Below are 26092 nucleotides of genomic sequence, written 5' to 3'. Positions count from 1 at the left end.
CAGGCGCTGAGAACGACTAACTAAGGGAGGGGGCCGGTCGTGGGACGCCTCGTACCTGCCGTGACCCGAGCTCTCGATATTCTCGAGCTCTTCCTCGACGGGGACGGTTCGCTCTCCGCCCCCGACATAGTGCGCAGGCTCCAGCTTCCGCGCACCACCGTGCACGAACTCGTGACTACGCTCTCCGCGCGGTCCTACATCGTCCCCGTGCCCGGACAGCCCGGACGGTACCGCCTCGGCGTCCGTCCTTACCAGCTCGGCAGCCGCTACGCCGAGCAGCTCGACCTCGCCGCCGAGGGCCAGCAGGTGGCGCGGTCGGTCGCCGAAACGTGTGACGAGACGGTCCACGTCGCGATCCTCGAGGGCACCGACGTCATCTACATCGCCAAGGTCGACTCCACGCACGCGGTCCGGATGGTCTCGGCCGCGGGCCGTCGCCTCCCCGCCCACTGCACGTCCGTCGGCAAGATGCTGCTGGCCTCGCTGCCCGCCGCGGAGCTCAGCGCGCGCATCCCCGAGGACGCCGACCTCATCCGGATGACCCCGAACAGCATCACCGAGCCCGGCGCCCTGCGCGAGGCCCTGGCGGAGATCCGGGAGCGGGGCGTCGCGGTCGAGAGCCGTGAGTCCAACCCTGACGTCAGCTGCGTCGCCGCCCCGGTCCGCGACCGCACGGGCCAGGTCGTCGCCGCGCTCTCCATCTCGGTGCCGATGATCCGCTGGAGCGACGAGCGCCGCGTCGAACTGGAACAGCTCGCGGCGAAGGGTGCCGCCGAGCTGTCCGAGCTCCTGGGCTACCGGAGCGTGGCATGACGACGTCGTACGAAGTGGCCGTGCGGGCCGAGGCCACCCTCGGCGAGGGCCCGACCTGGGACCCGGCCACCGGTCGCCTGCTCTGGCTCGACATCCTGGGCGCCCGCCTGCACACCTACGACCCCGCGACCGGCCGCCGCACGGTCCGGGCGACCGACCAGCACGTCGGCGCGGCCAAGCCCCGCGCGGGCGGCGGCCTGGTCCTGAACCTCCGGGACGGCGTGGGCCTGCTCGACCCCGACGACAGCTTCCGCTGGCTGCACCACGAGCCGGTCCCCGGCCGCCGCGCCAACGACGCCGCCGTCGCCCCCGACGGCTCCCTCTGGGCCGGCACCATGCGCTACGACGAGGCCCCGGGCGGCGGCACCCTGTCCCGTCTCACCGCCGACGGCACGGCGGAAGTCGTCCTCGACGACGTGGCGGTGAGCAACGGGACGGGCTGGAGCCCGGACGGCACGCTGATGTACTACATCGACTCGCCGACGCGCCGGGTCGACGTCTTCGTGTACGGGGCGGACGGGGGCGGGCGGGTCTCCGGCCGCCGTCCCCTGGTCGAGATCGAGGAGGGCGCCGGCTTCCCCGACGGCCTCACCGTCGACGCCGACGGCTGCGTGTGGGTGGCGCTGTGGGACGGGGGAGCGATACGCCGCTACACCCCGGCGGGCGAGCTGGACCGCGTGATCACCCTCCCCACCCCGAGGATCACGGCCTGCGCGTTCGGCGGCGCCGACCTGACGGACCTGTACATCACCACCGCCCGCGTGGGCCTGGACGCCCCGCACCCGGTGGCGGGGTCGCTGCTGGTGGTACCGGGCGCAGGGAAGGGCCTGGCGCAGCCGGCGTTCGCGGGCTGACTACTCCAGCTCCGCGGCCTTCAGTTCCTGCGGCGTCAGCGGTGGCCCGCTCAGCGGTGGCTTGAGCGGGCCCAGCGCCGCCGCCAGCAGCATGCTCGGTGCCAGCAGCACCTCGGCTCTTCGCTCCAGTGACATCACGTCCGTCACCGTTCTGGCGACTCGCCCGTTCCCGGTGGCCGTGAAGGTCAGCCGGTCCACGTACGCGGCGACGAGCCGGTCCCGTCGGGTGGGGCCGTTCTCCGTCGCGCCCGGGAAGAACACGTCCTGCCCGACCGCGAGGTCCCACGCCGCCGCGACCGGCCGCGCCACCGCCTTCTGGATGCGCCGGGACAGCCCCGGCGAACCCCAGCCGTGGCGTCGTACGACGTCCCGCAGGGCCGAAGCGCCCTGGGCCGCGACCGACATGCCGTGCCCGTACACCGGGTTGTACGCGGCGAGCGCGTCGCCGAGGACCGCGAAGTTCTCCGGCCAGGCCGGCATCTTCTCGTAGAAGGTGCGGCGGTTGGCCGTGGTACGGGTGAACGCCACGTCGGAGAGCGGCTCGGCGCGGGCGATCAGGTCGGCGACGAGCGGATGCCGTAGTTCCTCGCGGGCGTACCGGTCGAAGTCGGCGGTGTCGGGAGACGGTTCGCCGCCGCGCGTGCCGATCAGGGTGACCAGCCACCGCCCGTCCTCGATCGGGAGCAGGACGCCCGCCCGGCCGGGCTCGCCCGTGCGCGGGTCCGCCATCACGTTGACGACCGGGAAGCCGTCGCGGGCCGCCTCGGGCGCACGGTAGAGGCGGCTCGCGTAGGCCAGTCCCGCGTCGACCTCACGCCGCTCGGGGGCGGGCAGCCCCAGGTCCGTCAGCCACTGGGCGGCACGGGAACCGCGCCCCGTGGCGTCGACCACCAGGTCGGCGGCCAGGGTGCGTTCGGCGCCGTCGTGGGTCCGGACACGGACTCCGGTGACGGCGGTGCCCGTGCCGTCGAGCCCGAGCACCTCGGCCCGGTCGGTCAACTCGACGCGGTCATCGGCCAGGACGTGCGCCCGTACCGTCGCGTCCAGCAGGTCACGGCCGGACAGCAGCATGAAGTGCGACTCGGCCCAGCGCCGGTACCAGCCCTTCGGCGACAGCACGACCATGTCCGTGGTGACGGGCAGCCGGTGTGCCCCGGCCTCCCGAAGCTGCCCCGTGACGCCCGGCAGCAGTTCCTCCACGGCCAGCGCCCCGCCCGACCACATCTGGTGGACGTGCCGGGCCTGCGGCAGCCCCTTTCGCGGGTGCGGGCCCGCGGGCAGCTCGTCGCGCTCGACCACGGTGACCCGGTCGGCGACCGAGGCCAGGGCACCGGCGGCCAGCATGCCGGCGAGGGAGCCGCCGAGGACGACGGCGGTGGTGGGGCGTTGGCTCATGGACGGGCACGCTCTCTGCTGCGGTCATCAGTGCTGCTGTCATCACTGCTGTGGTCGTTACTGCTGCGGTCGTCGACGGACGGGCCGGGGACGCCCGGTGGGGATGCGGCCGCGTGCCGGCGGACCGCCGCGATGTCGTCGGGGTTGCGAAGGGCCCGTGACACGGCCGCGATCTCCTGGAGCAGGTCCGTGGTGTCGGGGTCGCCGGTGGCGTCGCCGTTCGGCGCGCGACGCTTGGCGTCGGCCGCGTCCTGGACGGCCACGGCGGCGGCGAGCGCCTTCGCGTGGCCGGGCTCGAAGCCCAGGGCGAGCGCGGCCTCGTAGGACCGTCGGCGCTGCTCCTCGTCGATGCGGCGGGCCAGCGGGAGGAGGACGTCGCGGATGAACGTCTCCCGGCGGATCAGGCGCAGTTCGGGCGTGGTGTGCAGGACGAAGGGGATGCCGCTGCCGTTGACGGTCCGCATCAGCGCGTACAGGGGCCGCAGTTCGTGGTGGGCGAGCCGGACACGCCAGCGTTCGTGCAGGTACTGGCCGGCGTGCGGGAGGATGAATCCCACCGCGATCAGGATCGCGGACAGACAGGCGACGGGCGGAGCCAGGTCGGTGCTCAGCCAGTCCAGGTCGTGGCCGGTCCAGCGGGCCACCACGGCGGTGAGCTTGGCGGCGTCGAAGATCAGGTTCATCACGTAGCCGACGCCCAGCGACTTCAGACCCCAGCGCAGCCAGGCGTCGAGCCCGTCGGTGCGGACCCAGTTCCAGATCAGCCGGGAGGTGATCAGGACGGCCACGGTGTGCGCGAGCAGGTAGGACAGGATCTCCTCCCGCATGAAGGGCGTCGAGGCGTAGTACGTGTCCAGGTCCCGGAGCCGCTCGACCGGCGCGTCCGCGAGGGCGAACAGCACCCACAGCGCGACGACCACGCCCGAGTACAGGCACAGGACCCAGTGCATGGCCCGGCGGGTGGCTGCCGTGCGGTCGGACAGACCGTTGCGCCAGGCGATGATCAGCAGCAGACAGGAGCCGCAGAACGCGGTGAGCAGGGAGTAGACCAGCGGGGCCGCGATGTTCGGCACGCCCGTGACCCGGTTGGTCCAGGCGATCGTGGCGGGCGCCGCCGACACGAACACGAAGCAGGCGAGCAACAGCAGCCCGCCGACCGCGCGCAGCAGCGGGTCCCGCCACAGCCTGATGATGGTGGGCAGCTTGATCACCAGGGCGGTGGTGAGGATCGCGGCGGGGATCCAGAACGAGATGTAGAACTCGTTGAGGAGACTTGCGGGGTCGAGGGCCAGGTCGGGGGAACCGGGGGCAGGGCTCACCGGGTCGTCCCTCCGCGTCCGCGGTAGCCGAACGCCCGCTGCAGGGGGTCGAGGGGCCTGTCGGCGCCCTCGCCGGACACCAGGGGCCGGACGGCGGAGGCAAGGTGGTGGCCGAAGTCGTCGGCCTCGGCCTCGTCCCGCTGGCGGGAACCGTTGCGGGCGGCGACGGAGATGGCCGCGTCCCTCCAGCCGGGCCGGTCGGCGAACGCGCGTGCCGCGGCCGCCGTGCCGGGCCCGTGGTGGTGGCTGTGCCCGGCGTGCAGGTGCCACAACTCATGTCCGAAAATGACCAGTTGCTGCACCGCCTCGGCCCGCTCCTCGACGATGACCAGGTCGAAGTCCTGGAACTCCACCCACAGTCCGGTCACCTCGATCTCGTCGGGGAACCGCTCGAACCGCACCTCGACGGGCCGCCCGCCACGCCGCGCGGACATCTCCTCGCACAGCGCCCGGCACACGTCCCGCACCCCGGACGGCCGCCCGGGGCGCGCCCGCAACGCGGCGGAGAGCTCGCCGGTCAGCTCGCGCATGGCCGGTCCGGTCCGCCCGCGCCGCAGCGTCGAAGCGATCCGGGCCGCCCTCCCGCGCGCGCCCCCGATGTCCATCCGCTCCCCCTTCTCAACCGCCCTGCGGCAGCCCGTTCGAGCCTACGCGGCTGGGTGTGTCCGCGTCACGAGATGTCCGTGAGGGCCCACGGATAGAAAGCGCTATCAGAAGTCCTGTCGAAACCATTGACGCGCAAGCGCTTCGATTTTACGGTCCCGTTCGAAGTTACGAGCATGATTCGAAATGTCGAACCGCATCAAAACCGCATCGGAAGCACGTCGGAACCACGTCGGAACCACGTCGAACCAGCCGAACGACAGGGGTACGGTATGGGACAACCTGGCCTGAATCGCAGGCAACTTCTCGCCGCAGCAGGCGGGTTGGCCGTGGCGGGCAGCTTCGGCTTCGCCGCCCTCGGGACCGGCGCCGACGCGCTCGCCTCCGGCGCGGACACCCGGGTGCGGTACTGGAACCTCTTCAGCGGCGGCGACGGCGCCAACATGATCGCGATGCTGGACGCCTTCCGCGAAGAACACCCCGGCATCGACGTGAAGGACTCCACCCTCCAGTGGGGCAACCCCTTCTACACCAAGCTCGCCATGGCCGCCGCGGGCAACCGCGCACCGGAGCTCGGCGTCATGCACATGGGCCGGGTCGCGGGCTTCTCACCGGGGCGGCTCCTCGACCCGTGGGACGTCGACCTGCTCGCCAAGTACGGCGTGCGCAAGGCGGACTACAACCCGGCCCTGTGGAACCGCGGTGTCATCGACGGCGAGCTCTACGCCCTGCCGCTCGACATCCACGTACAGCTCTGCTTCTACCGCAAGGACGTACTGAAGAAGGCGGACCTGCTCGGCGACGACGGCCGGATGATCCCGGTCACCTCCACCGACGAGTGGTTCGACGTCCTGAAGAAGGCCAAGCAGGTCCAGAAGAAGGGCCTGCAGACCATCGGTCTGTGGACCAACGACCAGAACTTCCAGTGGTGGTTCTTCGTCGCCTTCTACACCCAGCTCGGCGGCCAGTGGTTCGACGACGACGACACCGAGGTCCTCTTCGACGTCGACAAGGCCACCCAGGTCCTGGAGTTCCTCCGCAGGCACGTCACCGACGGGTACGTCATCCCGGGCGCGCCGACCGGCGAGCAGTTCATCAACGGCGCCCCCTTCACCTGGGAGGGCAACTGGTCGGTGCCGGTCTTCTCCGGCGCGAAGCTGGACTACGGCGCGACCCCGCTGCCGCCCGTCTTCGGCAAGCAGGCCACCCACGCCGAGTCGCACGCGTTCGTCCTGCCGCACCGGTCCGGCCGCGGCGGCGCCACCGACGAGGCCGCGCACGAGCTGGCCGCGTACGTCGTCACGCACGCCCTGCAGTGGGCGGCCGGCGGCCACATCCCCGCGTACACGCCGACGCTGTCCACGGACGCGTACAAGAAGCTCACCCCGCAGAACGAATACGCCTTGGCGATGGACCACCAGGCCACCGAGCCGAAGGTGTGGTTCGCGGGCTCCACCGGCGTCCTCGCCCAGGACCTCGGCCCCGTCGTCGTCTCCTCGACCATGGGCTCCGCGAAGCCGGCAGCCGTCGCGCAGCGGATGAAGTCCCATCTCACCAAGCTCCTCGCGTCGAAGAACCCGATGGACGGCAAGACCGCCGCGCAGGGAGGTGCGCTCGCATGACGACCAGTGCCGAGACCGTCGTCGCACCGGCGCGGGCGAAGACCGCCGCCGCCACCGCGACCGTCCGCCGCAAGCAGGGCTTCCAGCACGGGGGTTGGTTCATCGCCCCGTTCCTGGTGCTCTTCGCGCTGTTCGTGGTCTGGCCGCTGCTGCGCGGCGTCTACCTCAGCTTCACGGACGCCAACATCTCCGGCGACGGCGCGAGCTTCGTCGGCCTCGACAACTACCGCGACGCCCTGAACGACTCGGCGATGTGGGACGCGCTCGGCCACAGCGCCTACTTCACGCTGCTCGTCGTGCCGTGCATCACGGTCCTCGCCTTCCTGCTCGCGATGCTCGCGCACCACATCGAGCGCGGCAAGTGGCTGTGGCGGCTGTGCTTCTTCGCGCCGTTCCTGCTGCCGTCGACGGTCGCCGCCAACATGTGGCAGTGGCTGTTCACCCAGGGGATCGGCCTGTTCAACGAGACCTTCGGGCTCACCACGCCCTGGCTGACCGACAAGTCGTACGCGATGCTCGCCATCGTCATCCAGACACTGTGGTGGACGGTGGGCTTCAGCTTCCTGCTGTACCTCGCCGCGCTCCAGGGCATCCCCGACCACCTCTACGAGGCCGCCAAGCTGGACGGCGCGAACGCCTGGCACCGGATGGTCCACATCACGCTGCCGATGCTGCGCCACATCACCGGCCTGGTGATCGCGCTCCAGGTCCTCGCATCGCTCCAGCTCTTCGACCAGGCCGTCGTGATGATGGACTTCAGCCCAGGCCCCGAGCTCAGCACCCGCTCCTTCGTCCAGTACACCCTCGAGCAGGGCTTCACCAGCTACCGCGTGGGCTACGCCTCCGCGATGTCCATCATCTTCTTCGTGATCATCGCGGCCGTCGCCCTCGCGCGGATGGCGCTGCTGCGCAACCGTGAGGAGGGCGGCCGATGACCACCGCCGAGACGCCCGTGCGCGCCGAACGAACCGTGCGCACCAGCTCCCGCAAGCCCTGGACGCCCAGCCAGATCGTCCTCACGCTGATCGGCGTCGCCGTCTCCGCCGTCTTCGTGGCGCCGATCGCCGCGGCCCTGTTCACCTCGCTCAAGTCGGAGGCCGAGGCGGCCGAGATCCCGCCGCACTGGCTGCCGAAGGTCTGGACGCTCCAGGCCTGGAAGTCCCTCTGGAAGACCGGCAACATCACGAACTGGTTCGTCAACTCCCTTGTGGTGTCGATCCTGGTGACGGCCGTCGTGGTCACCGTCGCCGCACTCGCCGGATACGGCTTCGCCCGCACCGAGTTCAAGGGGAAGACCGTCCTGATGGGCGTGGTGATGGGGGGCCTGATGATCTCCCCGGCCGTCCTCGGCGTCCCGCTGTTCACCACCGTCCAGCAGATGGGGATGGTCGACACCTACTGGGGCATGATCCTGCCGCAGTGCGCGCCCGCCGCGATGGTCTACATCCTCTACAAGTTCTTCCAGGGCATCCCCCGCGAACTGGAGGAGGCCGCCTTCATCGACGGCGCGGGCCGCTGGCGGATCTTCTTCACCATCGTCGTCCCGCTGTCCCGCCCCTCCCTCGCCGCGGTCGGCATCTTCACCTTCATCGCCTCGTGGAACAACTTCCTGTGGCCGTACATGGTGACCAACAACCCCGACCTGATGACCATGCCGAACGGCATCGCGACCGTCATGAACTCCTACGGCATCCAGTGGGCCCAGCTCATGGCCGGCGGTCTCATGGCGGGCCTGCCGCTGATCATCGTCTTCGTCTTCTTCCAGAGGCAGATCGTGGCGGGCGTCGCCCACACGGGTCTGGCCGGTCAGTAACCACCCTGAGGAGAGCCTGAGTTGAAGAGATTCAGACTCGCCGCGCCGCTCGCCGCGGCAGTGGTCGCCCTGTTGCCGGGCACGGCGACGGCCGACGTCACCTACCCCGACCCCCAGCCCATCACCGGCCAGCAGATCATCCACGACCCGACGGTGATCCACCTCAAGTCGGGCGGCTACGTGGCGTATTCGACCGGCGGCATCATCGGAGCGCGCACGTCGAAGGACCGCGTGCGGTGGGACGACGCGGGCAACGCCTTCGCCGAGCCCCCGAGTTGGTGGTACGAGTACAACGGCACGGGCGACCCGTGGGCGCCGGACATCTCCTACCGCGCGGGCAGGTACTGGCTGTACTACGCCGTGTCGTCATGGGGTACCAACCACAGCGCGATCGGCGTGGCCACGTCCCCGACGGGCCTGCCCGGCACCTGGACCGACCACGGCAAGGCCTTCACCTCCGAGACGACCGATTCCTGGAACGCCATCGACCCGGCGGTGATCCAGGCCGACGGCAGACTGTGGATGAGCTTCGGCTCGTACTGGACGGGCATCCGCATGGTCGAACTCGACCCGAGGACGGGTGAGGCGGTGCAGGACGCCCCGGTCCACCACCTGGCGACCCGCCCGGACGCCCCCTACGCGGTCGAGGGCCCGTACATCGTCAAACACGGCCGCTACTACTACCTCTTCGCGTCGTACGACGCCTGTTGCCAGGGCGTGAACTCCACCTACAAGATCAGGGTCGCAAGGGCGACCAGCGTGACGGGCCCGTACACCGACAGCACGGGCAAGCCCCTGCTGGAGGGCGGCGGCGACCTCCTCCTGGCAGGCCACGGCCGCTTCGTCGGCACGGGCGGCGAATCGATCTTCAAGGACAGGGGCAGAGATGTCCTGGCATACCACTACTACGACGCAGAGGACGCGGGCACGCCGAAGCTGGGGCTGAACCCCCTGAGCTGGAAGAGGGACGGCTGGCCAGTCGTCCTTTAGGGGCGCGGGACCGTGTCCATTTGCGGCTCCGCCGCGTGGGCGCGACCAGCCACAACGCACCCGCAGCCGCCAACGAAACAGAACCACCCATCTCGAAAGGCGACCATGCACACCGCCCGCTTCACCCTCGACCCCGCCTTCACCATCGGCGAGGTGAACCCCCGCGTCTTCGGCAGCTTCGTGGAACACCTGGGCCGCTGCGTCTACACAGGGATCTTCGAACCGGACCACCCCACCGCGGACGAGGCCGGCCTCCGGCAGGACGTCCTGGACCTGGTCCGCGAACTGGGCGTCACCGCCATCCGCTACCCCGGAGGAAACTTCGTCTCGGGCTACAAGTGGGAGGACTCGGTGGGCCCGGTGGCGGACCGCCCGCGCCGCCTGGACCTCGCCTGGCGCTCGACGGAGACGAACCGCTTCGGACTCTCCGAGTACATCGCCTTCCTGAAGAAGGTCGGCCCGCAGGCCGAGCCCATGATGGCGATCAACCTCGGCACGCGGGGCGTGGCGGAGGCCCTGGAACTCCAGGAGTACGCCAACCACCCGGCCGGCACGGCGCTCTCGGACCTCCGCGTCGACCACGGCGACAAGGACCCCTTCGGCATCAGGCTCTGGTGTCTGGGCAACGAGATGGACGGCCCCTGGCAGACCGGCCACAAGACCGCCGAGGAGTACGGCCGCGTCGCCGCCGAGACCGCTCGCGCCATGCGCCAGCTGGACCCGTCCGTGGAACTGGTCGCCTGCGGCTCCTCCAGCCAGTCCATGCCGACCTTCGCCGAGTGGGAGGCGACGGTCCTCGCGGAGACGTACGACCTGGTCGACTACATCTCCCTGCACGCCTACTACGAGCCCCAGGACGGCGACGTCGACTCCTTCCTGGCCTCCGCCGTGGACATGGAGTCGTTCATCGAGAACGTCGTCGCCACCTGCGACCACATCGGCGCGAAGCTCAAGTCGAAGAAGAAGATCAACCTCTCCTTCGACGAGTGGAACGTCTGGTACATCTCGGGGTGGCACGCGATCGAGAACTCCGGCGCGCGGGACTGGGCGGAGGCGCCCCGCCTGCTGGAGGACAACTACAGCGTCATGGACGCCGTCGTCTTCGGCTCGCTCCTCATCGCGCTGCTCCGGCACGCCGACCGGGTGACGGTCGCCTGCCTCGCCCAGCTCGTCAACGTCATCGCCCCGATCATGACCGAGCCGGGCGGCCCGGCGTGGCGGCAGACGACGTTCTTCCCGTTCGCGCAGGCGTCGAAGTACGGCCGGGGTACGGTCCTCGACGTACGGGTGGACTCACCGACGTACGAGACGAAGAAGTACGGCGAGGCGGCTCTCCTGCACGCCACGGCCGTGCGCGCCGAGGACGGCACGGTCACCGTCTTCGCGGTCAACCGCAGCCGCACCGACGCGCTGCCCCTCCAAGTCGGCCTGAACGGACTGGACCTGACGTCGGTCGTGGAGCACAGCGTGCTCGCCGACGCCGACCCGGACGCCCGTAACACCCTCGCCGACCCCGAGCGGGTCGCCCCGCACGCGGCCGGGGGCACGGCGCTGACGGACGAGGGCAGCCTCACGGCGACGCTGGAACCGCTGTCCTGGAACGTGATCAGGCTGGCGTAGGGCCTGCGCGACGAGTACACGGCGAGTACGCGGCGAGTGCGTGTCGAGTGATCGCCGGTCGGTCGTAGTTCACCGGCCGGCAGTCACTTCCGATCAGCACTCGGTTGGCTGCACACTGGCGTAATGAACCGTCCGGGCCTGGCGGCGCGGTGGGCGGGAAGGCTCCTGTGCTGGACCTTGGCCGCAGCCATGGCGTCCGCCGCCGTCGAAGCCGTCTTCAAGCCGAGCGCCGGCTGGTGGCGCACGGCCTGGCCCCTGCCCTGGTACCTGGTCCCCGCGTGGGCCCTGCTGTGGGCGGCGCTGCGGGCGCGGGAGAAACGGACCGGCGCGGGCCGTCCCGGTGCCGACGAGAACGTGCCGACGGACTACGACGAGATCGCCTGACCTCCTGACCGCGCGAGGTAGGCGTCCAGTGCGGCGGCGCCGGTGAGCATGGCGCGGCTTCGGGCCGAGAGGCGGGCACGCCAGTCGCGCAGTGTCGACTCGAGCGGCTCGATGCCTCCTGCGGAACGGACCTGGGCGATCAGCGGCGCGACCTGTTCGAGCAGGTAGCCGCCCCGTCGGAGCTGGTGGACCAGGAGGGCGTCGCGTACGTCGGCCGCGCTGTAGACCCGGTAGCCCGTCTGCGGATCGCGACGCGGCTGGACCAGGCCGGCGCGTTCCCATTTTCGCAGGGTGGCCGGGCGGACGCCGAGCCTGCTCGCCAGGGGGCCGACGAACATCTCGCCGCGTTCGCGCGGCAGGGGTTCGAGGTCGGCGACAGCGGTTTCGACGGCCTGGAGGGTGCGGCGGTCGTCGAGAAGCTGCGCGTGACTTTCGTCGATGAGCCGAAGCGCGTCCTCGGTGGCGTCCCCGTTGATCGCCCGCATGATCGCCGTGGCCGTCCGGTGGCCGTGTCCGGGCACGAGAGCGAGGAACGCGCGCAGGGCCTGCGCGTGCAGCGGCGTGTAGGTGCGGTAGCCGTGCGAGGTGCGCTCGGCGGCCGGAAGGATGCCGGCCGCCTCGTAGTTCCTGACCGCCTGTGTGGACAGACCGTGCGCTCGCGCCAGGTCGACCGGCCTGAACCGACCACCGCTTTGAAGGTTTTGCCTCACTGTCCTGCCGATATCGCCGAGAAGTTTCCACCGTTGGTTCAACGATACCGTTGAAGGTATGACTGCTGGTATCACAGACGCCGCCCATGTCATCGACCCCGCTGCCGTCATGGGGTTGCTCCCCGTCAGGCCGCGGCTGCTCGCCCTGGGCGAGCCCACCCACGGCGAGGACGTTCTGCTCACCCTGCGAAACGATCTCTTCCGGCAACTCGTCGAGCAGGAGCGCTACCGGACGATCGCGATCGAGAGCGACTGCATGATGGGCCTGGTCGTGGACGACTACGTCACCTCGGGCACGGGCACCCTCGACGAGGTCATGGAGCGCGGCTTCAGCCACGAGTGGGGCGCCTTCGCGGCCAACCGTGATCTGGTGCGCTGGATGCGCGCGTACAACGACGGCCGGCCCGCGTCGCAGCAGCTCCGCTTCGCCGGTTTCGACGGCCCGCTGGAGATCACCGGCGCCGCGAGCCCTCGGCAGGCCCTCACCGAACTCCACGCCTACCTCACCGCCTGGGCCGACGCCGACCTGCTGCCCTGCACCGCGGAAACGCTCGACCGTCTGCTCGGCGCCGACGACCGGTGGACCGATCCCGCCGCGATGACGGACCCGTCCCGGTCCGTGGGGCAGACGCCCGACGCCCAACGGCTGCGGCTGCTCGCCGATGACCTGGTGGCCCTGCTCGACGCGCAGACGCCACACCTGATCGCGGCGTCCTCACGGGAGGACTGGCACCGGGCACGCCTGTACGGGCGCACCGCCACCGGGCTGTTGCGCTACCACTTCTGGATGGCCGACACGTCACCGAGCCGCATGGCGAGGCTGCTCGGCGTGCGGGATTCGATGATGGCCGCCAACCTGCTCGCCCTCGCCGAACGGGGCCCGACGCTGGTGAACGCCCACAACGGCCACCTCCAGCGGAACAAGAGCACGATGCGGATGGGCGGCCTGCCGGTGGAATGGTGGAGCGCCGGCGCGATCGTCAGCGCCCACCTGGGTCAGGGGTACGCCTTCCTGGCCACGGCCCTCGGCACGATCCGCCACCAGGGGGTGGACACCCCGCCCCCGGACACCGTCGAGGGGCTGCTGTACGCGCTCCCGGAGGAGCGTTGCATCGTCGACGCCCGCCGACTGGCCACCGCCCTCGCCGACATGACGCCCGCTGCCCGAGTGTCCCCCTGGTTCGGCTACTCCCCGCTCGATCCGGCCCACGTGGCAGGCACCGACGGGATCGTGTTCGTCAAGGACGCCACAATGGGGCCATGAGGATCTCGGCACGGGCGGACTACGCGGTACGGGCGGTACTGGAGCTCGCCGTACGGCAGGGTGGCGGCGACCCGGTGAAGGCGGAGTCCATCGCCACCGTGCAGGACATTCCGCACAAGTTCCTGGAGGGGATCCTCGGCGACCTGCGGCGCGGCGGGATCGTCGACAGCCGGCGCGGCGGAGGCGGCGGCTACCGGCTGGCCCGCGACCCGTCCGCGATCACGGTCGCGGACGTGATCAGGGCGGTGGACGGCCCGATCGTCTCCGTACGCGGCGAACGTCCGACGGGCCTGACGTACACGGGCTCCGCGCAGCCCCTGCTCCCGCTGTGGATCGCGCTGCGGGCGAACGTGCGGCGGATCCTCGAGGGCGTCACGATCGCCGACATCGCGGCGGACGCGCTGCCGGCCCCGGTGAAGGAACTGGCGGCGGAACCCGCGGCCTGGGAGAACCCGTAGTGCTCCACGTGGTGCCGGGTCGCCGCTCTTCCGCCGAGGAGCAGCGGCCCGGCACCGGCGTGATCAGGCGGAGTCGACGCCCACGGTCAGCGTCGCCTTGTAGCCGTCGGACACGCTGGAGCCGAGGGCGGTCAGGGTGAGGAGGCCGGAGGCGGCGCCTCCGTCGTCGTAGATGCTGTCGTCGGCCAGGGCCGTCTCCTTGGTGGTGTTCGTGGAGTACGGCGAGGTGGCCTGGATCTCCTCGTTGATGTCGGGGTCGAAGAAGAGCTGACCGGTGTGGATGATGTCGCCGCCGGTGTACGAGTCGTCGGTGAGCGTCACTTCCGTGTGCACCCGCATGTGGACGTGGACGGCGCGGGAGACGTAGTGGCCGGGCCAGATCGAGGTGATGCTGCACTGGCCGTTCGCGTCGGTCATCCGACCGCCGCGCAGGAAGGTGCCGTTGTCCTCCTCCTGGTGTCCGTTGCCGCCGACGAAGCCGGAGTACTCGCCCAGGGCATCGCAGTGCCAGATCTCGACCAGTGCGTCGGCGAGCGGCGCACAGTCGTTGGCCTGGTCGACGACCGTGAAGGTGTACTGGACCTCGAAGCCCTCCTTGTCCTCCCGGATGTCCTCGCGGACGAGGGCGCCGTCGAGGGAGTAGGGGCCCTCGGTGACCTCGGCGTTGAGGGTGCAGACGCCGCTGGTCGCGGACGCGCTCGTCGAGGCCTCGGCCTCGGCGGACGCCGCCGTCTCCCCGCTGATGGTGTCGGCCGAGGCGAACCCGGCGACGGCGAGGCCGCCGGCGGCGGCGACCGCGGTGCCGCCGATCAGGACGCGGCGCCGCTTCATGGACTTGTCGAGCCGGTGTTTGCCGGGCTGGTTGTCGTCGGAGTCGAGGGTCTCGTTGTGGTGCTCGGTGTTTCCCGTCATGCCGATGAAGCTAGGGGCGTATCTGAGGAAATCCTTAATGCGGGGCTGTGCGGGACCTGGGGATGCAACGGTCAACTACCGGTGTTTCACCGCGAGTTCGGGCATCGCGCCGCGTGGAGTCCGGTCAGCGGCGGGAGGCGGAGCGCTTGGGCGGTGTGATGCGCACCCGCGTCTCGGCGGGCGCGCTCTCTATGTCGTCGAGTTGCGCGACGATCGTGGCGCGCAGGTCGTCGTAGTCATCGAAGCGGTGGTCGTTGAAGAGCGTGTAGCCCGTCCACATCAGGTTGGCGCACACCCGTGCCGGTACCCGGCCGGTGTGGGCGCCCATGCCGACCAGTGCCACCGACCCGATGCTGCCCGCAGCCTCCTCGTTGCGCTGGTGGATCGCCTGGAACGCGGCGGCGCAGGCCAGGGCCACGTTCAGGGTCTCGCTCACGTTCTGCGAGGACGTCTCCATCGTCGGCGTCGAGATCAGGTACTTCGGGTTGACCGCCCCGGACGGGACGCACACCGCGCTGCCCACCGGGAGCCTTCCCTCGAACCGGTCGCGGATCGCCCGCTGCACGCGCAGTTGGATGCCCGCTCCGAGGTGGCGCTTGATGGCCGCGTCGACCCCGCCGTTCATCAGGCCCCGCGAGTTGGTCGGGCTCACCCAGGCGTCGACGTCCTCGTCGAGGATCGAGCCCTTGCGGATCTCGATCTCGGGGGTGTCGGCGAACGCCGCCTGCCAGGCCTCGACCACCTTCGTGTTGATGTCGGTCAACACGACCTTGAGCGGAGCCTGTTCGCGGTTGACGGTCATAGTGCACTCCCACGTGAGAAACGGTCCTTCCACCGATCACGACGCTACAGTGCCCCACTGACAACGCGGTTGAGAGAGATCGGGTTGTCGTACCCCGCTGCTAGCCTCCCGGCCATGAGCGATGTCAACACCCCTGACCAGCACGACCCGTCCGATCCGCTGGCCCTCGCCGAGCTCTTCAAGGGCGGCGGCGAACCGTGGCTTCCGTTGCTGAAGCCGGTCATCGAGGCACAGCCGGACGCGGCCGCGTTCATCGGCCCGGGCCGCAGCCCGGAGGTCGTTCCCGTGCGCGAACTGACCTTCCAGGCGCTCAAGCCCAACCCGCCGCACAAGTGGAAGGTCGTCGTCTTCGGCCAGAACCCCTACCCGCGGCCGGAGAGCGCCACCGGCATCGCCATGTTCGACAACACCTTCCACGACTGGACGGACAGTCAGTTCGGCCGGGTCGTCAGCATCCGCTGCATCATCAAGGCGGCGGCGATGTGGAAGTACGGCATCCCCAAGAAGACGCCGATCGCCGACGTGCGCGCGCTGTTGAAGAAGCAGGACACCGTCCAGCCGCCGGAGTGGTTCCAGGCGATGCTCACCCAGGGTGTGCTGCTGCTGAACGCGGCCCTCACCGCCAGCAGCGACGGGCCCAGGGGAGCCGACCCGCACACCGCGTTCTGGCGTCCGGTCGCCGAGCGCATCGTCGAGGAGATCCTCAAGGCGAAGCAGAACGCCGACCCCGAGGACCGTGCCGTCGTCTTCGCGTGGTGGGGAGCGCACGCGCGCAACCTGAAGAAGGTCGTCCTGCGGCTTCAGGCGAAGTACCCCGACGTCGAGGTCCGGCACATCGACCACCCCAACCCCGCGGCGCAGGGCGACGTCTTCTGCGAGGGCGACCATTTCGGAACGGTGAACGCGGCCCTCGCGGCCCTGGGCGTCGACGAGATCGACTGGCTGCCGAGCAAGGGCTGGGACAAGTTCGCGGCGCAGGCCGACGGGACGGACGGCGGCACCGCCGAACGCATGGGCGCGTTCATCGCGTCCACCATGGAACTGCACCAGCTGTACCTGGAGCGGCTTTCCAGCGTCAAGGACGAGGGGCTCGTCCTCCCCGCGATCACCGGGGTGTTCGACACCCCGGTCATGGACTTCCGTGACGCCGTCTCCCCGGTCGCCGCACTGCTGTCCGGCCTCGACCGGCACGTCCAGCGGTCGCACGAGTTCGGCAAGCGGCGGGTGGACGAAGTGGCCGGCGACCTGTCCGCCGACGCGATCGCCGCCCTCTATCTCTACACCTGCGAGTCCGCGTTCTACCGGGAGATCAACGCCATTCTGCGTGCCCCGGACCGGACGAAGGTCGTCCCCTACCTGCCGTATCTGCGGCTGCTGTTCTCGGCGGTGTCGCAACTTCCCGCCCGCACCGAGTCGTTGTGGCGTGGCGTGTCGCTGGACATGCGTGCGCAGTACCCGCTCGGACGGACCGTGACCTGGTGGGGCGTGTCGTCGTGCACGTCCAAGTTCAGCGTGGCACGGGCGTTCCTCGGCAGCCGCGGCAAGCGGACCCTCTTCGAGGTGCAACCCCGTCGAGCCGTGGGCATCCGCAGTTTCTCCGCGTTCACCGACGAGGAGGAGTTCATCCTGCTGCCGGGCACGCAGCTCGAGGTGGTGGACGTGAAGACCGAGCGCGGCGGCCTGTGCACCGTGAAGCTGGCCGAGTCGGAGGAGCAGCCGCTCGTGTCCTGACGGGGCCGACAGGGACTGGGAGGTGTGTGAACGGGACTGGGTGAATGGCCGGAGTTCGACCTGGGCGCGCCCCGGTGGCCTCTCTACGATGCGATCGCCCCCCCAGTTCTTCACAGGAACTCCACAGGAGTTCCCTTGAACCAAGGAGAATGACCATGGCAAGTGGGCTGCTCCTGGGCGGTGCGGTCGCCGCGCTCGTCACCGCGGCGATACCCGCACACAACCCGTCCTCGTTCGTCGACCCGCCCCCGGACAAGATCGTCATCGACGTCGCCACGGTGAACGGCTCCGGCTGTCCGGCCGGTACCGCGGCCGTCGCCGTCTCCGAGGACAACACCGCCTTCACCGTGACCTACAGCGACTACCTCGCCCAGGTCGGCGGGAGCTCCAACCCCACGGCGTTCCGCAAGAACTGCCAGCTCAACCTGATCGTGCACGTGCCGTCGGGCTTCACGTACGCCATCGCCAAGGCGGACTACCGCGGCTACGCCTCACTCCAGTCCGGCGCGAACGCCGTGCAGCGGGCCTCGTACTACTTCCAGGGCTCGTCGCAGACGGTGTTCAAGAACCACAACTTCAACGGCACCTACAACGACAGCTGGCAGGCGACCGACACCACCGACTGGGCCCAACTGGTCTGGGCGCCCTGCGGAGTTCAGCGCAACTTCAACATCAACACCGAGCTCCGCGTCAACGCGGGCACGTCGTCGCCGAGCAAGGTCAGCTTCATGACGATGGACTCGACCGACGGCGACCTCAGCACCATCTACCACATGGCCTGGAAGGAGTGCCCGGGCAAGTAGTCCGGCCGCCTCACTCCGCCGCGTGGGCCACGAAGTCGGCCCACGCGGCGGGGGAGAGGGTGAGGTGAGCTCCGCTGGTCTTGTCCTTGGAGTCACGGACGTGGATCTGGCTGGGGCAGGTGGCGACCTCGACGCAGTCGTCCCCGGACGCGCTGCTGTAGCTCGACTTGTGCCAGGCCAGCGCGACCTCGATGCAGTCGCCGGAAGCGCTGCTGCTGTGGCTGGACTTGTGCCAGTCCAGGGCGACCTCTACGCCGTCGCCGCCGCTGCTGTAACTGCTTTTGAACCAGGCCAGTTCGGGCGCGTTCATAGGTCTCCTCGCATCTGCCGCAACAGGCCACCGTGTGTTTGGAGAAGCCCACCCTGCTGCCGAACTCCTCCCTGCTCAGCCCGTGATGTACGCGCAACGCCTGGACCACCGCCCCGAACGTTCGCATACTGTCCGACGACTCGGGCTCACCGTCGACCACCATGGTCACCTCCCGCGCCCATCGTCACGTTCGGTCACCGGTACTGTCCAGTCCGTAACCGCGTACGCTCACGCGGTGTACGCGGACGCCACCTGGAGATTCGGTCTCCGCGCCCGCCACATTGGCCCCATGACAGCACCACACCCCGCCCCCCAACCCCTGCTCACCGTGCGTGTGTTCACCCAGCGCCTCAGCGCAACGCCCCGTGGCGCCCGCCTGGCAAGGCGTCTCGCGCTGCACCAGCTCCACGCCTGGGGCATCCCGCACGGCACGGACGTCTCCGACGCGGTCGCGGTGATCGTCGCCGAGCTGGCCGCCAACGCCGTCACTCACGGGCGGGTGCCCGGACGGGACTTCGAGCTGCGGCTCTCCTTTCCGCCCGGAAGTGTGCGGGTCGAGGTGACCGACACGCGCAGTGGGCCGCGTCCGCCCGGGCCCGGTGCCGTACCCGCACCGAACCCCCTCGACGAGACCGACCGCGGCCTGCTCCTCGTCGACGCGCTCGCCGCCCGCTGGGAGGTGGTGGACCGGGAGCCGCCGCCGGGCAAGACCGTGTGCGTCGAGGTCGACGTGCCCAACTGGCTCACCCTCGCCAAGAAGGCGCCGGTTGGCTCCGCTCCCTGACCTCCTCCGGGTCGGTTCACGCGACCGCGGTGGCCGGGTCGTGGCGGTCGCCGCAGCGGGGGCAGACGCCGGCGGCGGCCGAGGAGCGCGCGTCGGCCTTGATGCGGTCGTGGGTGGGACCCAGCGGCCCGGTCTTGGGGGTGGGGCGTCCCGCGCGATTGTTGTGGCGTCCGGTGAGGGTGTGCCATTCGAGGTTTCCCCGCATCCAGTGCCGCAGTCCGGTGAGGTAGCGGGCGAGTTCGGGCGAGGCCTCGCGCCTGACCTCGGGTTCCAGCCGCAGATACGCGCGCATGAGGTCGTCGTGGACCTCGGCGGTGGCGCACATGCTCCGTTCGAGGGACCATCCGTGGCGTGCGGACAGCACGGTGGGCAGGCTGTGGCTGCCGATGTCGGCGCTCTCCTTGGCGACCGAATACAGGTCGTTGACCAGCATGATCACGAGTGAGGCTGTGAGCGACAGATCTCGGACGCCCGGCGTTTCCCAGTCACGGACGGACAGTTCGTAGCCGCCGACGACATCGATGAGTACGAGACAGGCCATGCCCCCGTTGTACTTGCGATGCGCCAGGTACTCGGCGGGCTCGGGAACGTGCCCGGCGATACGCCAGGCGTTTTCGGCCGCCATCGCGAGGAACGTGGCGATCGTCTCGTGGCGCAGCCGACCCACTTGCGCCGGTCCGCCCAGGCGTGTGACGTGTTCCGCGGTCTCGCGCAGCGCACGCGTCACCGGGTCGGTGCCGACGAAGGCCTCGACCGAGGGGCAGTCGGGCAGCCGGGGGCCGTTCTCCAGGGCGGTCAGCGCACCCGCGAGCCGTGAGGCGCTCATGGCGAGGCGGACGCCTTCGATGCCCTCGTCACAGTAGTGATCGTCCGCGGCGAAGAGGGCGGTCATGTTGCGGGCCGCGAGCATCAGGTGATCGTGGTCGACCGCGTCGGGGTGCGTCAGCGCCGCGAACGTGCCGAAGCGGTAGCCGTCCAACTCGGACCGCTGCCCCGGGAAGAGATCGAGGCTGAGCGCCCAGGCAACGATGTCGTCGTCCGCCTTGCGGGCCGCCGACACGTCGTACGTGACCGGAAACGGACATAACACACTCGGCACTGACAGTTCCCGCGTGGATGTGTCGCTATTCATGCGCCTTATCGTGCGGTGTGCGGGCCCCTTCGGGGAATGGCTGGTTCTGGCCACAACGGCAGCGACTCCCCAGCCATCTTCCCTCACAGCAGTACCGGCCGTTGCTGTCACATGGGATTTCGTGCCGGATCGGGCGGGACGGTCGGTCTGGATTGAGGGCGCGTTTCGGCAATGCGGCAAGCCTGGTGACGGGCCGCCGGCAAGGCCGTCTCGCGGGGTGGGTCGACGCCGGCCACGTGTGAAACGTCGCCAGGACTTTCTGACCGAAACTGGACGGGTGGCACGCCGACTGGGCGCCACCGCAGCCACGGTGACGCCCAGTCAGGCAGGGGAGGAGCTACGCGGTGTGCGTGGTGTACGTCAGCTCTCGACGCCGAGGGTCAGGCTTGCGGCGTAGCCGGAAGACGTCGAACTGCCCAGCGCCGTCAGGGTGAGGAGGCCGGACGCGGCGCCTCCGTCGTCGTAGATGGAGTCCTGGGCGAGGGTGGTGCGGGTGACCGTGTTGGTCGAGTACGGGGAGATCTTGGCGACGGCGGTCGTGATCGTCTCGTTGAAGAAGAGCTGACCGGTGTGGATCTCCTGGCCGCCGGTGAAGTGGCCGTCGGAGGTGACCGTGACGCCGGTGTGCACCTTGATGTGGATGTGGATGCAGCGGCCCCGGTACCAGCCGGGGTAGATCGAGGTGATCGACGCGACCCCGCTGGAGTTGGTGAGGACGCCGCCGCGCAGGAAGGTGCCGTCGTCCGGTTCGCTGTGGCCGTTGCCGCCGACGAAGCCGGAGTACTCGCCGAGGGCGTCGGCGTGCCAGACCTCGACGAGGGCGTTGCTGAGCGGGACGCAGGTGTCGTCGTCGACGACGGTGAGGGTCAGTTTCAGCGGGATGCCCGCCTTGCCTTCGGTGATGTCGGTGCGGACGTACTGTCCGTCGAGGTAGTAGGGGCCTTCGGTCATCTCCTTCGTGAGGGTGCAGACGGCCGCGGCGGCGACGGGGGCGATGTCGGCCGTCTCGGTTGCGGGGGCCTCGGGAGCGGCAGCGGCGCCTACGGCCAGGGCCGCTGCGGTCGCGCCCGTGGCGACGAGGACGGTTCGACGTCCGACAGGGGTGCGTGCATCTGAGGTGTCTGTCATGAACACGGCACCGTAGAAAGGGTTTCTGTCGGGAGGCTGTCAGTTCGGCAAAGTGTCGACACGTCAAGGTCCCATGCAGGACAAGGGGATGTCCGGCTGCCCAAGTGGTGACCGGACGTTCCTGTAGTACGCGGAAGAAGGGGCGGGTCGTGCCGCCCGCGGCCGACTCGTAGCCGAGTCGCCCGGGCCCCGCTGTTCTCGAAGACTTTCGAGTGAGTGCGCGGACCGTTGACGCGCAAGGGGTTCGATTCTACGGTCCCGTCCGACGACGCGACTGCCGTTCGACATGACGAACGGTGAGCCCCCCACTGAAGGAGCGTCCGCATGAGCCGCACCTCACGCACGCCCCGCACCTCACGCACGCCCCGCACGCCCCGCGCATCCCGTACCTCTCGCAGGGCCGCCCTGCTGGCCGTTCCGGCCGCGATCCTGCTCGCCCTGACCCCCACCGCCGCCTCCGCCTACCCCAACCCCGGCACGGTCACCGGGTCCACGGTCGTGCACGACCCGACGATGATCCGTACCTCCGCCGGCCGCTACCTCCTCTACGCCACCGGCGGCGGCCTCGCCTACCGCACCTCCACCGACCGCACCGCGTTCAGCGCGGGCGGCGACGCCTTCTCCACGAAGCCGGGCTGGTGGTCGTCGTACGGCACCACCGAGGCCTGGGCGCCCGACATCTCCTACCAGGGCGGCAAGTACCTGATGTACTACGCCGTCTCCACCTTCGGCTCCAACAAGTCGGCGATCGGCCTGGCCGGTTCGAGCACCGGCCTGCCCGGCTCCTGGACCGACTACGGCACCGTCTACACCTCCACCACCTCCAGCGACTACAACGCCATCGACCCGAACCTCTTCGTGGACGACGACGGCAAGTGGTGGCTGTCGTTCGGGAGCTGGTGGACGGGGATCAAGATGATCCGCATCGACCCGTCGACCGGCAAGCAGCTCTCCTCCGACACCGCCCGGCGCTCGATCGCCTCCCGGCCCACCGGAACGAAGGCCGTCGAGGCGCCCTACGTCGTGAAGCGGAACGGCTACTACTACCTCTTCGCCTCGTACGACACCTGCTGCGCCGGCACCAGCTCGACGTACAAGGTCAAGGTCGGCCGCGCCACCAGCGTCACCGGGCCGTACTACGACAAGAGCGGCGTCGCGATGACCAACAACGGAGGGACGGCCGTGCTGGAGACGCACGGACGCGTCATCGGCCCCGGCGGCCAGTCGATCCTGCACGACACCGACGGCGACCTGATCGTCTACCACTACTACGACGGCAACGACAACGGCACGCCCAAGCTGGGCATCAACCTTTTGAACTGGAGCAGCGGATGGCCCGTCGCCTACTGACCATGCTGACCGCACTGCTGCTCGCCCTGGCGATCGGGCAGCCCTCGGCGAGCGCGGCCACGTTCATGAACCCGGTGTAGGACAGCTCACCCAGGGCGCCAGAACTGCGCGACCAGCCACAACGGTCCCGCAGTCGCCCGCGCACAGCACCTCTTTACAGCGCGAAGGCGGGCCCTACCCCGCCTGTCCCATTCCCGCCGCGTTCGGCCAGCTCTGGGCGTTGGGCCAGCCCGTGGCCGCCGCGGGGGAGAGGCCGTTGGTGCCGCGGACCTGGGCGGCGGTGAGGCCGCCGCGGGCCGGGACACCGGTGGGAGTCGGGCCCATCGGCGGGGCGGCCGGAGTCATCGCCGGGGCCATCGCGGCCGGGGCCATCGCCGGGGCCATGGCGGCGGGAGCCATCGCAGGGGCCATGGCCGCGGGAGCCATCGCGGGAGCCATGGCAGCAGGGGCCATCGCCGCCGCCGGTGCCATCGGCGGAGCCTGGGCCGGGACGGGAGCGGGAGCCGGCGCCGGGGCGGGCACAGACTGGGGGAAGACCTGTGCGGCCGCCGGCATCGGCATCCCCGCCCCGTCGGAGGGTGTGGGCTGCGCCTGCGCCACCGCCGGTGCGGGCATCGCCGGGGCGGCCGCGGCCGCGACCAGCCCCGGCGCCTGCATGCCCATGGCCTGAGCGGCAAGGCCGGGCATGCCCGCTCCGTTGGTGACCAGCCGGTCCACCGCCGCCGTGCCCGAGCTGTAGCCGGCGCCGGCGCTCAGCTCGGGCACGGCGGCTCCCCTCCTGGTCCCGTAGAGCACCTGTTCCAGGCCGGACACCAGGCGACGCACGTCCACCTGGGGGCGCACCACGAGCCTCAGGAAGCGGCTCGACGAACCGATCTTGTTGCCGCACTCGCGGACCAGGATGCGGTGCTCGGAGAGCAGCCGGTCGCGGACCACGGTGCCCTCGGCGCCGACGGGAAGGCGTACGAAGAGGAAGTTCCCCTGGGAGGGATAGACCGTCAGGCCCGGCAGCGCGCTGAGCTGGCTGGCCATGTCGAGGCGGTCGCGGCGCACCTGCATCAGGCTCTGCGCGTACTCGGGGCCGTGCTCCTTCAGCATGAACACCACGTACTCGGCGAAGGCGTTGAGGTTCCACTTCGGCAGCATGGAGCGGACCCGGCCGGCGAGCGACGGGTTGGCGACCATGTAGCCGAAACGGATGCCGTGCAGACCGAAGTTCTTGCCGAGGCTGCGCAGCACGATGACGTTCGGCCGGATCATCGCCTCCTGCACGACGCTCGGTTCCTGCTCGGCGTCCGCGAACTCCAGGAACGACTCGTCGATGATGATCAGGTCCAGGTCGGCCATCGCGTCCATGAACTGCACGAGCGCGTGCTTGTGCAGGAAGCCGCCGTCGGGGTTGTTCGGGTTGCAGATGACGGCGACCTTGGTGCCGCGGGTCCGGATGAACTCGGCGTACTGCGCGAGGTCCAGGGCGAAGCCGCTGGACTCCTGGAGCGGGAACATGTCGACCCGCTTGCCGGTCTCCATGGGCTGGTCGGTCCAGCGGCCGAAGGTGGGGACGGGGACGGCGAGGGACTCACGGACGAGCAGGTGGTCGATCCAGGTGATCAGCTCGGTCGAACCGTTGCCCATCGCCACGGCCTGCGGCGGGAGCTGGAGCAGATTGCACAGTTCGGCCGTGATCGTGTCGGCGCCGCTCGGGTAGAACGTGATGATGTCCCGCAGCCGCGCGGCCATGGTGTCCATCATGGCGGGGGTGGGGAAGTACGGGTTGCAGGGGATGCAGAAGTCCACCGGGCCGACCCCCTCGCCGCCCTCGCGCGTCAGCGCCGCCATCGACGGGCTGTGTGCCGCGGTGTTGCGGAACAACGAGGAGACGTTGTCGGCCATGGAACCTCCGTATGGGGCGGACCCGGCGGGGACGACCGGGCCCGTCGTCATTGGGTGGCCCGCGCGGGGGAGCGCGGGCCGCCCCTACATACGGAGACGGGGGTGGCGCTGTTCAAACGCCGAGGAATCGGTGGGAACTTGTGGTCCACCTGTGAAGACGGTGTGAGTTCGGGAACCGCCGGCCCGCCTTCCGCGTCGCGGGCCGATTCCGCGCCCCAAGGGGCGCGGGGAACTGCGCGGCCCGCCGCCGACGGCCGGCGGTTCCTGCCCCGGGTCCTCCCCCCGACACGGCTCTCCCGGCGGAGCGCTTACGCGTCGAACGTGTGGATCGTCGTCGTCCGGTACGTCCGGCCCGGCCGCAGCACCGTCGAGGGGAACGACGGCTGGTTCGGCGAGTCCGGGAAGTGCTGGGTCTCCAGGCAGACGGCGTCGCCCTGACGGTAGGTGCGGCCGCCGGTGCCGACGAGGGTGCCGTCGAGGAAGTTGCCCGAGTAGAACTGCAGCCCCGGCTGGTCGGTGGCGATCCTGAGGGTGCGGCCGGAGCGCGGGTCGCGCAGCGTGGCCACGTGCACCGGCTCGGTGGTGACGCCCTTGTCCAGGACCCAGTTGTGGTCGTAGCCCTTCGCATGGACCTGCTGGACGTGGGCGGCCCGGATGTCCCGGCCGATCGTCTTGGTCTCGCGGAAGTCGAAGGGGGTGCCGGAGACCGGCGCGAGTTCGCCCGTGGGGATCAGGCCGGAGTCGGTGGGCGTGTAGCGGGAGGCGGCGATCGTGAGCTCGTGGTCCTCGATCGTCCCGCTGCTCTCGCCGGCCAGGTTCCAGTAGACGTGGCTGGTGAGGTTGACGACAGTGGCCTTGTCCGTGGTGGCCTCGTAGTCGATCCGCCACTCGCCGCGCTCGGTGAGGGTGTACGTCACCTTCACCTCGAGCGTGCCCGGGTAGCCCATCTCGCCGTCGACGCTGGTGTGGTGCAGATACAGGCCGACGTCGGAGCCCTTGGTGAACGGCTCGACGTCCCATACGTGCTTGTCGAGGCCCGTGGCACCGCCGTGCAGGCTGTTGACGCCGTCGTTGACGTCGACCTGGTGGGCCTCGCCGTCCAGCGTGAACCGGCCCGCGCCGATCCGGTTGCCGTAACGGCCGATCAGCGCGCCGAAGTACGGAGAACTCTCGACGTAGTCCTCGACGGAATCGAAGCCGAGCGAGATGTTCGCGTACCGGCCGTCGCGGTCCGGGACCTCCAGGGACCGCACGATCCCGCCGTAGGAGAGGACCTTCAGACGTGTCCCGCCGTTCTCCAGCGTCCAGCTGTGGATCTCCGTGCCGTCGGCGAGCTTGCCGAAGAGCGTCTTCACGGGTTTCCGCCTCCCTCATGCGAAGGGCCCCGCCTTCCGGCGGGGCC

General features: G+C 70.0%; 24 protein-coding genes and 2 pseudogenes. 14 read left to right on the top strand and 12 right to left on the bottom strand.

The genetic code is table 11. The annotated features are described in order from the left end of the window. Window positions 1-39 precede the first annotated feature (39 nt). Together OG289_RS16615 and OG289_RS16610 are read left to right on the top strand one after the other, a co-directional pair. Complete coding sequence (locus OG289_RS16615; RefSeq protein WP_327314800.1) at window positions 40-813, top strand: IclR family transcriptional regulator; 774 nt, start codon at window positions 40-42, stop codon at window positions 811-813. Continuing rightward, a complete protein-coding gene (locus tag OG289_RS16610) occupies window positions 810-1667 on the top strand; it encodes an SMP-30/gluconolactonase/LRE family protein (RefSeq protein WP_327314799.1) in 858 nt (285 codons plus the stop codon). The genes OG289_RS16615 and OG289_RS16610 overlap by 4 nt, the downstream gene beginning before the upstream one ends. Here OG289_RS16610 and OG289_RS16605 read toward each other — a convergent pair whose 3' ends face one another. The 3 genes from OG289_RS16605 to OG289_RS16595 are packed head-to-tail and all read right to left on the bottom strand — an operon-like array spanning window position 1668 to window position 4986. Beyond that, window positions 1668-3062 (bottom strand): NAD(P)/FAD-dependent oxidoreductase, encoded by a 1395-nt coding sequence (locus OG289_RS16605; protein ID WP_327314798.1) that lies wholly within the window; start codon window positions 3060-3062, stop codon window positions 1668-1670. Next, complete coding sequence (locus tag OG289_RS16600; protein WP_327314797.1) at window positions 3059-4381, bottom strand: MAB_1171c family putative transporter; 1323 nt, start codon at window positions 4379-4381, stop codon at window positions 3059-3061. Before OG289_RS16600 ends, OG289_RS16605 begins: the two co-directional genes overlap by 4 nt. Further along, window positions 4378-4986: a toxin-antitoxin system, toxin component family protein gene (locus tag OG289_RS16595; RefSeq protein WP_327314796.1), complete on the bottom strand. Its 609-nt coding sequence runs from the start codon at window positions 4984-4986 to the stop codon at window positions 4378-4380. The genes OG289_RS16600 and OG289_RS16595 overlap by 4 nt, the downstream gene beginning before the upstream one ends. A 270-nt stretch (window positions 4987-5256) precedes the next feature. On the opposite strand from OG289_RS16595, the gene OG289_RS16590 reads away from it, so the two are divergent. From OG289_RS16590 to OG289_RS16565, 6 genes are all read left to right on the top strand, one after another. Continuing rightward, complete coding sequence (locus OG289_RS16590; RefSeq protein ID WP_327314795.1) at window positions 5257-6606, top strand: extracellular solute-binding protein; 1350 nt, start codon at window positions 5257-5259, stop codon at window positions 6604-6606. After that, the gene (locus tag OG289_RS16585) at window positions 6603-7541 is read left to right on the top strand and encodes a carbohydrate ABC transporter permease (protein WP_327314794.1); all 939 of its coding nucleotides are present in this window, start codon (window positions 6603-6605) and stop codon (window positions 7539-7541) included. The genes OG289_RS16590 and OG289_RS16585 overlap by 4 nt, the downstream gene beginning before the upstream one ends. Beyond that, complete coding sequence (locus OG289_RS16580) at window positions 7538-8419, top strand: carbohydrate ABC transporter permease (RefSeq protein ID WP_327314793.1); 882 nt, start codon at window positions 7538-7540, stop codon at window positions 8417-8419. The genes OG289_RS16585 and OG289_RS16580 overlap by 4 nt, the downstream gene beginning before the upstream one ends. 21 nt (window positions 8420-8440) lie before the next feature. Beyond that, window positions 8441-9409, top strand: coding sequence for an arabinan endo-1,5-alpha-L-arabinosidase (locus OG289_RS16575; RefSeq protein WP_327314792.1), 969 nt, complete (start codon window positions 8441-8443; stop codon window positions 9407-9409). A gap of 105 nt (window positions 9410-9514) precedes the next feature. Then, window positions 9515-11029, top strand: a complete 1515-nt coding sequence (gene arfA / locus OG289_RS16570; RefSeq protein ID WP_327314791.1) for an arabinosylfuranosidase ArfA — start codon at window positions 9515-9517, stop codon at window positions 11027-11029. Window positions 11030-11152: 123 nt separating this feature from the next. Beyond that, the gene (locus OG289_RS16565; protein WP_327314790.1) at window positions 11153-11413 is read left to right on the top strand and encodes a hypothetical protein; all 261 of its coding nucleotides are present in this window, start codon (window positions 11153-11155) and stop codon (window positions 11411-11413) included. Here the strand turns inward: OG289_RS16565 and OG289_RS16560 are convergent. Further along, entirely contained in the window at window positions 11395-12123 is a 729-nt protein-coding gene (locus OG289_RS16560) for a TioE family transcriptional regulator (RefSeq protein ID WP_327314789.1), read from the bottom strand. The two genes, OG289_RS16565 and OG289_RS16560, sit on opposite strands and share 19 nt — an antisense overlap. 58 nt (window positions 12124-12181) lie before the next feature. On the opposite strand from OG289_RS16560, the gene OG289_RS16555 reads away from it, so the two are divergent. Together OG289_RS16555 and OG289_RS16550 are read left to right on the top strand one after the other, a co-directional pair. Further along, window positions 12182-13387: an erythromycin esterase family protein gene (locus OG289_RS16555; protein ID WP_327314788.1), complete on the top strand. Its 1206-nt coding sequence runs from the start codon at window positions 12182-12184 to the stop codon at window positions 13385-13387. Then, window positions 13384-13845, top strand: a complete 462-nt coding sequence (locus OG289_RS16550) for an RrF2 family transcriptional regulator (protein WP_327314787.1) — start codon at window positions 13384-13386, stop codon at window positions 13843-13845. Before OG289_RS16555 ends, OG289_RS16550 begins: the two co-directional genes overlap by 4 nt. Before the next feature lie 63 nt (window positions 13846-13908). Here the strand turns inward: OG289_RS16550 and OG289_RS16545 are convergent, their stop codons facing one another. Further along, the gene (locus tag OG289_RS16545) at window positions 13909-14757 is read right to left on the bottom strand and encodes an intradiol ring-cleavage dioxygenase (protein WP_327314786.1); all 849 of its coding nucleotides are present in this window, start codon (window positions 14755-14757) and stop codon (window positions 13909-13911) included. Window positions 14758-14881: 124 nt separating this feature from the next. After that, window positions 14882-15559, bottom strand: coding sequence for a macro domain-containing protein (locus OG289_RS16540; RefSeq protein ID WP_327314785.1), 678 nt, complete (start codon window positions 15557-15559; stop codon window positions 14882-14884). 114 nt (window positions 15560-15673) lie between these two features. Between OG289_RS16540 and OG289_RS16535 the strand changes: the two genes are divergently transcribed. Together OG289_RS16535 and OG289_RS16530 are read left to right on the top strand one after the other, a co-directional pair. After that, window positions 15674-17290, top strand: coding sequence for an ADP-ribosyltransferase domain-containing protein (locus OG289_RS16535; RefSeq protein ID WP_327314784.1), 1617 nt, complete (start codon window positions 15674-15676; stop codon window positions 17288-17290). Window positions 17291-17445: 155 nt separating this feature from the next. Beyond that, complete coding sequence (locus OG289_RS16530; RefSeq protein ID WP_327314783.1) at window positions 17446-18093, top strand: DUF4360 domain-containing protein; 648 nt, start codon at window positions 17446-17448, stop codon at window positions 18091-18093. Window positions 18094-18103: 10 nt separating this feature from the next. On the opposite strand, the gene OG289_RS16525 is transcribed toward OG289_RS16530, so the two are convergent. Together OG289_RS16525 and OG289_RS16520 are read right to left on the bottom strand one after the other, a co-directional pair. After that, entirely contained in the window at window positions 18104-18403 is a 300-nt protein-coding gene (locus OG289_RS16525) for a DUF397 domain-containing protein (RefSeq protein WP_327314782.1), read from the bottom strand. Between the two features lie 25 nt (window positions 18404-18428). After that, a pseudogene (locus OG289_RS16520) lies at window positions 18429-18566 on the bottom strand (transcriptional regulator); the annotation flags it as partial. Between the two features lie 126 nt (window positions 18567-18692). Between OG289_RS16520 and OG289_RS16515 the strand changes: the two are divergent. Next, window positions 18693-19187, top strand: a complete 495-nt coding sequence (locus tag OG289_RS16515) for an ATP-binding protein (protein WP_327314781.1) — start codon at window positions 18693-18695, stop codon at window positions 19185-19187. Between the two features lie 16 nt (window positions 19188-19203). Here OG289_RS16515 and OG289_RS16510 read toward each other — a convergent pair whose 3' ends face one another. Next, window positions 19204-20319: a terpene synthase family protein gene (locus OG289_RS16510; protein ID WP_327314780.1), complete on the bottom strand. Its 1116-nt coding sequence runs from the start codon at window positions 20317-20319 to the stop codon at window positions 19204-19206. Window positions 20320-20679: 360 nt separating this feature from the next. Further along, the gene (locus OG289_RS16505) at window positions 20680-21447 is read right to left on the bottom strand and encodes an intradiol ring-cleavage dioxygenase (protein ID WP_327314779.1); all 768 of its coding nucleotides are present in this window, start codon (window positions 21445-21447) and stop codon (window positions 20680-20682) included. Between the two features lie 324 nt (window positions 21448-21771). Between OG289_RS16505 and OG289_RS16500 the strand changes: the two genes are divergently transcribed. After that, a complete protein-coding gene (locus tag OG289_RS16500; protein WP_327314778.1) occupies window positions 21772-22797 on the top strand; it encodes an arabinan endo-1,5-alpha-L-arabinosidase in 1026 nt (341 codons plus the stop codon). Window positions 22798-22971: 174 nt separating this feature from the next. Here OG289_RS16500 and OG289_RS16495 read toward each other — a convergent pair whose 3' ends face one another. Next, window positions 22972-24690 (bottom strand): pyridoxal phosphate-dependent aminotransferase, encoded by a 1719-nt coding sequence (locus tag OG289_RS16495; RefSeq protein WP_327314777.1) that lies wholly within the window; start codon window positions 24688-24690, stop codon window positions 22972-22974. A 308-nt stretch (window positions 24691-24998) separates the two neighbouring features. Next, window positions 24999-26060: pseudogene (locus OG289_RS16490) on the bottom strand (aldose epimerase family protein); the annotation flags it as partial. Window positions 26061-26092: the final 32 nt, after the last annotated feature.

Source organism: Streptomyces sp. NBC_01235 (assembly GCF_035989285.1).
GTDB lineage: Bacteria > Actinomycetota > Actinomycetes > Streptomycetales > Streptomycetaceae > Streptomyces.
The sequence above is the reverse complement of the archived record's forward strand: the minus strand, read 5'-3'. Positions and strand labels throughout refer to the sequence as shown.

Excerpts from the sequence above, each read along its gene's own strand:
- OG289_RS16495 (WP_327314777.1), bottom strand. The coding sequence starts at position 24,690 with ATGGCCGACAACGTCTCCTCGTTGTTCCGCAACACCGCGGCACACAGC.
- OG289_RS16585 (WP_327314794.1), top strand. The coding sequence starts at position 6,603 with ATGACGACCAGTGCCGAGACCGTCGTCGCACCGGCGCGGGCGAAGACC.
- OG289_RS16505 (WP_327314779.1), bottom strand. The coding sequence starts at position 21,447 with ATGACAGACACCTCAGATGCACGCACCCCTGTCGGACGTCGAACCGTC.
- OG289_RS16595 (WP_327314796.1), bottom strand. The coding sequence starts at position 4,986 with ATGGACATCGGGGGCGCGCGCGGGAGGGCGGCCCGGATCGCTTCGACG.
- OG289_RS16500 (WP_327314778.1), top strand. The coding sequence starts at position 21,772 with ATGAGCCGCACCTCACGCACGCCCCGCACCTCACGCACGCCCCGCACG.
- OG289_RS16525 (WP_327314782.1), bottom strand. The coding sequence starts at position 18,403 with ATGAACGCGCCCGAACTGGCCTGGTTCAAAAGCAGTTACAGCAGCGGC.
- OG289_RS16555 (WP_327314788.1), top strand. The coding sequence starts at position 12,182 with ATGACTGCTGGTATCACAGACGCCGCCCATGTCATCGACCCCGCTGCC.
- OG289_RS16540 (WP_327314785.1), bottom strand. The coding sequence starts at position 15,559 with ATGACCGTCAACCGCGAACAGGCTCCGCTCAAGGTCGTGTTGACCGAC.
- OG289_RS16535 (WP_327314784.1), top strand. The coding sequence starts at position 15,674 with ATGAGCGATGTCAACACCCCTGACCAGCACGACCCGTCCGATCCGCTG.
- OG289_RS16510 (WP_327314780.1), bottom strand. The coding sequence starts at position 20,319 with ATGAATAGCGACACATCCACGCGGGAACTGTCAGTGCCGAGTGTGTTA.
- arfA (WP_327314791.1), top strand. The coding sequence starts at position 9,515 with ATGCACACCGCCCGCTTCACCCTCGACCCCGCCTTCACCATCGGCGAG.
- OG289_RS16515 (WP_327314781.1), top strand. The coding sequence starts at position 18,693 with ATGACAGCACCACACCCCGCCCCCCAACCCCTGCTCACCGTGCGTGTG.
- OG289_RS16550 (WP_327314787.1), top strand. The coding sequence starts at position 13,384 with ATGAGGATCTCGGCACGGGCGGACTACGCGGTACGGGCGGTACTGGAG.
- OG289_RS16605 (WP_327314798.1), bottom strand. The coding sequence starts at position 3,062 with ATGAGCCAACGCCCCACCACCGCCGTCGTCCTCGGCGGCTCCCTCGCC.
- OG289_RS16565 (WP_327314790.1), top strand. The coding sequence starts at position 11,153 with ATGAACCGTCCGGGCCTGGCGGCGCGGTGGGCGGGAAGGCTCCTGTGC.
- OG289_RS16530 (WP_327314783.1), top strand. The coding sequence starts at position 17,446 with ATGGCAAGTGGGCTGCTCCTGGGCGGTGCGGTCGCCGCGCTCGTCACC.
- OG289_RS16580 (WP_327314793.1), top strand. The coding sequence starts at position 7,538 with ATGACCACCGCCGAGACGCCCGTGCGCGCCGAACGAACCGTGCGCACC.
- OG289_RS16590 (WP_327314795.1), top strand. The coding sequence starts at position 5,257 with ATGGGACAACCTGGCCTGAATCGCAGGCAACTTCTCGCCGCAGCAGGC.
- OG289_RS16545 (WP_327314786.1), bottom strand. The coding sequence starts at position 14,757 with ATGACGGGAAACACCGAGCACCACAACGAGACCCTCGACTCCGACGAC.
- OG289_RS16610 (WP_327314799.1), top strand. The coding sequence starts at position 810 with ATGACGACGTCGTACGAAGTGGCCGTGCGGGCCGAGGCCACCCTCGGC.